This is a genomic window from Candidatus Cardinium sp. cBcalN2, assembly GCF_022810445.1.
Taxonomy (GTDB): Bacteria; Bacteroidota; Bacteroidia; order Cytophagales; family Amoebophilaceae; genus Cardinium.
The window spans coordinates 1-7,806 of record NZ_JAACGD010000015.1 but is presented as its reverse complement, the minus strand read 5'-3'; the positions used below and the strand labels follow the sequence as shown (position 1 = coordinate 7,806).

Below are 7,806 nucleotides of genomic sequence, written 5' to 3'. Positions count from 1 at the left end.
AGTTAAAATAATTAGTTTCCGCTCACCACTATGGTTTATGCTAGTAAAAAACGCGCGCTTTTTTCATCAGCGCTTGATTTTTTGTCTACTTTTTGATCAAGCAAAAAGTAGCTTTAAAAAATTCATTTTTTACCAGTGTCATGAACAGATACACAAGTTTTGATCAGCAAGTAAGCTACGTATCTGTTCAGGCAATGGCGTTAACTTAAGGAATTTTTATTGTTTTTTATTTGATTATAAGGCTTTTTATTTTACTTTTTTCTTGATAAGAAAGTAAGCAAAAAATCAACCCCTGTGCAAAAATTAGCTGAAATCACCTCTTACAGCTGGAAAAACAGAATCCGCGCTTCAACCTCTTTCACAACTGTTTTTCTTTTCAGCTGTAAGCTATGATTTCTGATCGCAAATTTTTACAAGAGGCGTTTTTTATTTTCCTGCGGACTCCTGCCACAATGCTGAATGAATACCTGCATTTTACTAAAAATCCCAAATTGCTTATTGGCAGTCATCATACCTATAATATATAAATATTGAATATCAAGTTATTATATATTTATTCAGCGCTATAGCTATGTTTTGAACCTATGCTTTCTTTTTGTGCGTGGTCCTGAAAAAATAGTGAATGGATATAAAATTTTGTTTTATATAAAATTATTTTTTAGTATCAAAAAAATATTTACAAAGCAAATTATACAATGAATATAACTGGTGTTTAACCTCACCAAGCGCTAAACAGTTATGCATATTATGCAATAAAAGGCTAGAAATAAAACTGGTTAAATGTATTTATAACACTAAAACAATAAGAAGATATGGAACAGCTTAATTGGAAATCCTATGGCTTTAGGTCAATGGTAATTTTTTTTCTCCTATTATTTTTACAAATAGGGTGCTTAAAACATTCCAACAATGCGTTTGGAATACGAGAAAGGCTCATTGATGAAAATGTAAATGCTAAGGAAAACACGCTTTATAAGCCTGTTAGGAAGTTTCATCAAGCTGTATCTGCAGGAGATCTGATACAAGTACAATCTTGGTTAATATATAGTAATTCTTTTAGTCATGAAGAAAAAAAAATGTTTTTAAACTCATTGTTAGATGGTAAAACAGCACTTTGTAAGGCTATAGAGCAAGCTGATGAAGCAATGCTTCGAGGCTTAGTTAAGCAGTCAGCCATTGATATTAATAAAACAGGCCAAGGCTTCACTTCACTTGTGCAGGCCCTTGCGTATTCAGATTCTAAAAAAGCTAAGGCAATGGCTCTGATCTTATTAAATAGTCCTACTAGTAAGGGGCTAGATGTGAACACTAGTGATCCACATACAGGTAATACACCTCTGCATATCGCAGCATGTAAAGGTTATACAGATATAATTGATTTATTGGTTGAAAAATCTAATACTATTTTAAATGCGCAAAATAACAGTGGTGATACCCCTTTGCATCTAGCTGTAATCCGGGGCGATAAAGATATAGTTGCTTCATTAGTTGAAAAACCTAATATAGATGTAAATGCGCAAAATAGAAGTGGGAATACTCCTTTGCATCTAGCTGTATTCCGAGGCAATGAAGGTATAGTTTCTTTATTAGTTGAAAAACCTAATATAGATGTAAATGCGCAAAATAGAAGTGGGAATACTCCTTTGCATTCAGCCATAGTACATGATCATAAGCATTTAGTTGCTTTATTCGTTAAACACCCTAAAATTGCTTTAGATAAGAAAAATAACCATGGATATACCCCTTTTCATCTAGCTCGATGTCGGGGTGATAAACATTTAGTTCCTTTATTGGATCAAACACCTTACCATTAAATTCTTTCACATTAAATAAAGAAATAAAAATCGAGGTGCTCATTCAACGTAGTCGTAAAGCTCATTCTTTTAGGTAGTGGAGTAGGTTGGAATGTAGTTTATGGCCTGAAACCTGCCTAAGGTTTGGTCCCATTGCCAACAAAAATGGGTTATGCCATTTGTTAGGAGTAAATGAGCTGCAGCAAGCTGTCGATGGTATGCTATCACCTGTCCTAATGTTTCGTTTGTAAGTGTGATGTAAGGCGCTTTGCATTCTACAACCATTTGTACCCTACCTAACTGATCGCATAATATAATATCAGGCCTATAATAACCTGATGCGCTATATATTCTTTTCTCTAAACAACACAATCCCTTTGGATAAGAAAGATAATGAATTAAATAATGTAATATATGTTGACGTACCCATTCCTCTGGCGTGAGTAAGACATATTTTTTACGCACTAAGTCTAAAATATAGGTTTTATCTAACTTTTTTTGGGTTTTATAATCAAACGAAGGTAATGTAAGTGGCATCATATAGACCTATTTATCTATTTTTTTTGCCTATCCGGCAACACCAATCGATAAGAAAAGACAAATAAGCTATAAGTGACATAATCACTACAATCCAAGGTCCAGTAGGCATAGAGGGAATCAGATAGGAAAAAAAGGTGCCAGTTAAAGAAGCAAACAAAGCAATCAACATAGCAAACAAGATAACGTAAGCCATATTAGCTGTCCAAAATCGCGCCGTAGTAGCTGGTGTAATGAGCATAGCACTCATTAAAACTACGCCTACCGCTCTTATGCCCATTACAATCGCAAGTACCATTAAACTGGTAAATAAAAAATCCATTTTTTTAACAGGGACGCCTATCGATTGAGCAAAAAGACGATCAAAAGCAATCAGCATAAATTCTTTAAAAAAGAGGCATACAATTAAAATTATGATTAAGCTCAATAACACTAATAAAACAACATCTTCTCGTAGTAAAGTGGCTGCACTGCCTAATAAAAATGACTTTAATCCACCTTGACTGGCTTGCCCACTATGTTGCAGGATAGATAGCAAAAAACTCCCCAAACCAAAAGCTACGGAAGCCACAATAGCAATAGCAGCATCTTGCTTGATTTTTGAGTGGGTTATTATTTGATCAATCGCTATAGAGGCTAACCAACCTGTAATAAAAGCGCTGATAATAAGCCAGATAGAATTTTTTTCTCCAGTTAAAAAAAAGGCTAAACAGCTACCAGGCAGTACGGCATGGGCAATGGCATCACTAATTAAGGTTTTTCTTTTTAAAAGAGCAAATGCACCAATTATAGCGCTACTGGTACTCAGTAAAATCGTTCCTAATAGCACGTTGCGGACATTTGGATCAGAGAAAGAAAAAAAATCTTGAATAGCGCTCATCATCTATAAAATTATTTCTTTATTAGTTGTATAGCTGTTGGTTCAAAAGTGTGCTCAATAAAGTATGTTTAATTTTTTTTCCTAAAAAACACCCTAAAAATCAAACCCTCAGCAAATAGTTGCAGCGTTCTAAAGCATAGCATCAACTCAAGGATGACCACCATGGTAAATTTAAGCCATAATGAATTTTTATCTTACTTTTTTCCTGATAAAAAAGTAAGCAAAAATCAAGCCCTGCACCAAAATTGGCTACCATCACAGCTTACAACTGGAAAAATAGCCCCCTCTTGCGCCCCTACCTGCAACTGTTTTTTTTATCTGGTGAGTTATTCTTGCTGATCGTAAATTTTGACAAGAGGCATTTTAAAAAATGCTATTATATTAATAATCAAATAAATATAATCTTTGAGTTGATACCATAGCGCATTATAATATACTTAATGGTAACGAAACACTACTTTGGTAATGGCTAGCAGATTTATTTGTATTTTTGGACCATATAACTGGTTCTTTAAGCCCAAATCATATGAAAAATTTAACAAACCGTCAATCACATCGGCCATTTATTTTAGCTATTGAGGGGGTAGACTTTTCTGGAAAAACGACTTTAGCGCATCAAATACAGTCTAGCTTAAGGAGCCAATCATACCGTGTAAAGCTATTACATGATCCTAAAGGTAGTAAAAATGCAGCCATAATTTGGAACACTATTTTAGACCTTAAAAAAAACAATGGAGCAGCTATTACAGAACTTTTTCTTTTTGTAGCAGCACGTCATGAACTGATCCAAAAAGAAGCATTGGCCTCTGATGTTGATGTGATCATTTTTGATCGATTTATTTTTTCTACTATAGCTTATCAATTAACTAATCAACCTGATTATTGGGAACCTTTTTTAACTACACATCGTGTTTTTTCTGGTTTAATGCCAGATCTATGTATATACTGTGATATCGACTTGTATCACTTCCAATTGCGCAACCAAACCCGAAGCAAACAGGATGCGTTTGATGCCATATCCCAACAGCGTTTTGAAGCCATTAAACAGGCTTACGAACAAGCTCTTCAGCGCAAGATATGTCCTTATTTTCGAATCAGTCAGCAGGATAATGATTTTTCAGTATTAATCAAAACTATTATAGCGCATCTGGCGAGCCAAGAAACAGACTTAAAGTCAAGCTAAATCAGACTTATTAGATGGTTATTGATACATGAAAAATAGCAGCTTCTCTTTGGATGCTATTATATTTTTTCCTAAATTGTTTCCCTATCCTAGCGAATTAGTGCGCTCCCGTTTTCATACTAAATTTCTTGTAAAACCTATTTGTGATGAGCAATTTTTAAGGCCAACTGCAAGTCGAGCATGGCAGCATACTTAATCTATTTCACGAGTATAAATAAGCTTCGGTACCAAAGTTGCGATTAGCAATAGGCTTTGCCATAGCTCTATTATCCTTTGCACTACTACCTAGATAAAGCTCTTCTTGAATAACTATGATTGATTTAAACCGATTACCTAACCTGCAAAAAAATCCAAAGCATATTGGCATTATTATGGATGGGAATGGCAGATGGGGGAAAAAAGAAATAGGCGATAGATCTTATGGACATAAAAACTCCAAGAAAGCGGTCAGTGAGGCCATAACTGGATGCTTAGAGCAAGGTATCTCTTTTTTAACCCTCTATGCTTTTTCTACTGAAAATTGGGACCGACCGCAACAGGAAATAGCTACTATTTTTCAAGTCATTAATCAAGGTATTACTGAGCATGTGAACCTTTTTTCTGAACATAATATTAAATTTCGTGTTGTAGGAGATACAACAGGCATCCCTAGTTTTTGTTGGCATAAACTAAAAGAGATAATAGACCTTACAAAAGATAATACAAAGCTACACTTAACAGTTGCCATCAACTATGGAGGAAAAGCAGAAACCGTGGCTGCCTCTGAGGCTATCGTAAATGATTTTTTGATTAAAATAGTTGATGAATTTCTAAATAAAGGCTTCAATCGTAATGTTCGTTTCGAGACTTTTATGCAGTTTGCAAATGATTACCGAGCTAAAATTACACCAACTACCTATAAGCAATATTTAAGTACCGGTCACTTGCCTGATGTTGACCTCTTGATACGTACAGGTGGAAAGAAACGTATAAGTAATTTTTTGCCTTGGCAATGTGCTTATTCAGAGCTCTATTTTACAGATTTATATTGGCCCGCCTTCAAAAAAAAACATTTAATGGAAGCCTTAAGCTTCTTTCAAGAACAGCAGCGCAATTTTGGTAGTGTTGCCTAAAATAGGACTGAACGAATACTATAAGATCATTTGTTTATGCAATCCTTAAAAAAGGCTATTTATTTTAGTCCCTGTCAATATGCCTAATTATACAGAAACTAATATCCGTTCCCTGGATTGGCAAGAGCATCTTCGATTACGTCCTGGTATGTATATTGGCAAATTGGGCGATGGTAGCTTACCAGATGATGGCATCTACATATTACTTAAAGAAGTTATTGATAATAGTGTAGATGAATTTGTAATGGGATATGGAAAAAAAATTGACATAAAAATAGCTGATGACCACCAAGTTGCTGTTCGGGACTTTGGCAGAGGTATTCCATTAGGTAAATTAGTAGACTGCGTGGCTAAGATTAATACAGGGGGCAAATATGATAGCCAAGCTTTTCAAAAGTCGGTAGGTTTAAATGGGGTAGGTATCAAAGCGGTTAATGCCCTTTCAGCCTATTGTAAAGTACAATCTTTTCGAGATGGTTTAACCAAATCCGCTACTTTTTCTGCTGGTGTGCTTGTGGAAGAATCGGAGATACTGCCCACTAATGAACCCAACGGAATTTATGTTGTATTCAAACCAGATAGTGCTATTTTTAAAGCATTTGCTTTTATACCTGAATTCATAGAAGAACAAATAGCCCATTACACTTTTTTAAACACAGGGCTTGTTTTTAACCTAAATGGTAAGAAATACCATTCTCGAAATGGCCTCTTAGATTTATTACAAGCTAAAACAGCAGCTCAAAGCTATGCTTACCCCATTATGCATTTTAAGCAGCAAGATATTGAGCTATCACTAACCCATCATCACACACTTGCTAGCGAGGTTTATTATTCCTTTGTTAATGGCCAGTTCACCCCTCAAGGAGGTGTCCATTTAAATGCTTTAAAAGAAGCCATTGTAAAAACAGTACGAGAATTTTATAAAAAAGAATTTGATGCAGCAGATATCCGCGCAGGATTAATCGTTGCACTTGCCATTAAGGTGCAAGAACCTATTTTTGAATCCCAAACCAAAACAAAGCTTGGTTCACAACAGATGGGTCCCGAAGGCCCCACCATTCGTAGTTTTATTATGGCTTTTATCAAAAGCGAATTAGATAATTATCTACACAAAAATCCCTCCATAGCCCAAATAATACAAAAGCGTATTCTACAATCTGAACGTGAACGTAAAGAAATAGCTGGCATTAAAAAGCTGGTCCATGAAAAAACCAAAAAAGCTAATTTACATAATAAAAAACTGCGAGACTGTCGTGTTCATTTTAATTCTAAAGATCCCAATAGGCTTGATAGTACTATTTTCATTACAGAAGGTAATTCTGCAAGTGGTTCTATTACTAAGTCTCGTAACGTGGCCACACAAGCTGTATTTTCATTGCGAGGTAAACCACTAAACTGCTTTGGACAATCTAAAAAGCTGGTTTATGAAAATGAAGAATTCAATCTCTTACAGCATGCTTTAAACATTGCTAGTGGAATAGATGGGTTGCGTTATAATAAAATCGTCATTGCTACAGATGCAGATGTAGATGGTATGCATATCCGGTTGCTTATATTAACCTATTTTTTACAGTTTTTTCCAGCACTAGTCCATAGTGGTCATCTGTATATACTCGAGACGCCTCTTTTTAGGGTACGTAACAGAAAAACTACCCATTATTGTTATAACGAACAAGAAAAAGAGCGTGCCATAAGGTCACTGGGTGCACAACCTGAAATTACTCGTTTTAAGGGGCTAGGAGAGATATCTCCTGATGAATTTGCCCATTTTATAGGGACAGCTATTCGATTAATTCCTGTAACACCAGCTGCCAATAGCGGTTTAGAAGATTTGTTAACCTTTTATATGGGCAAAAACACGCCAGAAAGGCGTAGTTTTATTATTGATAATCTTAAGATAGAGGAAACGCTACCTAGTATCTAGTGTAAATGTAGCCGTTCAGCGGACTGGTAAATAATGTATTTTTACCTTACTTTTTTCTTGATAAAGAAGTAAGCAAAACATCAAGCCCTAAGTAAAAAATTGCTAAAATCACTCCTTACAGCTGAAATAGAAAAACAGTTGACAGGAAGGCTGCAGCGTGGATTCTGTTTTTTCAGCTGTAAGGAGGTATCTGTTCATGACATTGGTAAAAAATGAATTTTTATTGTTACTTTTTTCTTGATAAAAAAGTAACCAAAAAATCAAGCCCTCAGTAAAAAGTTGCAGCAATCACCTGTTAGAGCTGTAAAAACAGAACTCACCCGCTGCGCGGGTTCAAACAAGCTGTTTTTCTAATCAGCTTTAATAGGTGATTGCCC

6 protein-coding genes are annotated in these 7,806 nt (G+C 35.3%); 4 read left to right on the top strand and 2 right to left on the bottom strand.

Going from position 1 to position 7,806, the window contains the following annotated elements; genetic code table 11:
- The first annotated feature begins 812 nt into the window (after positions 1 to 812).
- Complete coding sequence (locus MUW74_RS00560) at positions 813 to 1,814, top strand: ankyrin repeat domain-containing protein (RefSeq protein WP_243517973.1); 1,002 nt, start codon at positions 813 to 815, stop codon at positions 1,812 to 1,814.
- Positions 1,815 to 1,883: 69 nt separating this feature from the next.
- On the opposite strand, the gene MUW74_RS00555 is transcribed toward MUW74_RS00560, so the two are convergent.
- Positions 1,884 to 2,333 (bottom strand): type I restriction enzyme HsdR N-terminal domain-containing protein, encoded by a 450-nt coding sequence (locus MUW74_RS00555; protein WP_243517971.1) that lies wholly within the window; start codon positions 2,331 to 2,333, stop codon positions 1,884 to 1,886.
- Between the two features lie 10 nt (positions 2,334 to 2,343).
- Positions 2,344 to 3,213 (bottom strand): metal ABC transporter permease, encoded by an 870-nt coding sequence (locus MUW74_RS00550; RefSeq protein WP_243517969.1) that lies wholly within the window; start codon positions 3,211 to 3,213, stop codon positions 2,344 to 2,346.
- 523 nt (positions 3,214 to 3,736) lie between these two features.
- Between MUW74_RS00550 and tmk the strand changes: the two genes are divergently transcribed.
- The 3 genes from tmk to MUW74_RS00535 all read left to right on the top strand — a co-directional run bounded on the left by tmk (position 3,737) and on the right by MUW74_RS00535 (position 7,429).
- Positions 3,737 to 4,393, top strand: coding sequence for a dTMP kinase (tmk, locus tag MUW74_RS00545; protein ID WP_243517967.1), 657 nt, complete (start codon positions 3,737 to 3,739; stop codon positions 4,391 to 4,393).
- 311 nt (positions 4,394 to 4,704) lie between these two features.
- On the top strand, positions 4,705 to 5,505 hold the full coding sequence (gene uppS / locus MUW74_RS00540) for a polyprenyl diphosphate synthase (RefSeq protein WP_243517964.1): 801 nt from the start codon (positions 4,705 to 4,707) through the stop codon (positions 5,503 to 5,505).
- A gap of 79 nt (positions 5,506 to 5,584) precedes the next feature.
- Positions 5,585 to 7,429, top strand: coding sequence for a DNA topoisomerase IV subunit B (locus MUW74_RS00535; protein WP_243517962.1), 1,845 nt, complete (start codon positions 5,585 to 5,587; stop codon positions 7,427 to 7,429).
- Positions 7,430 to 7,806: the final 377 nt, after the last annotated feature.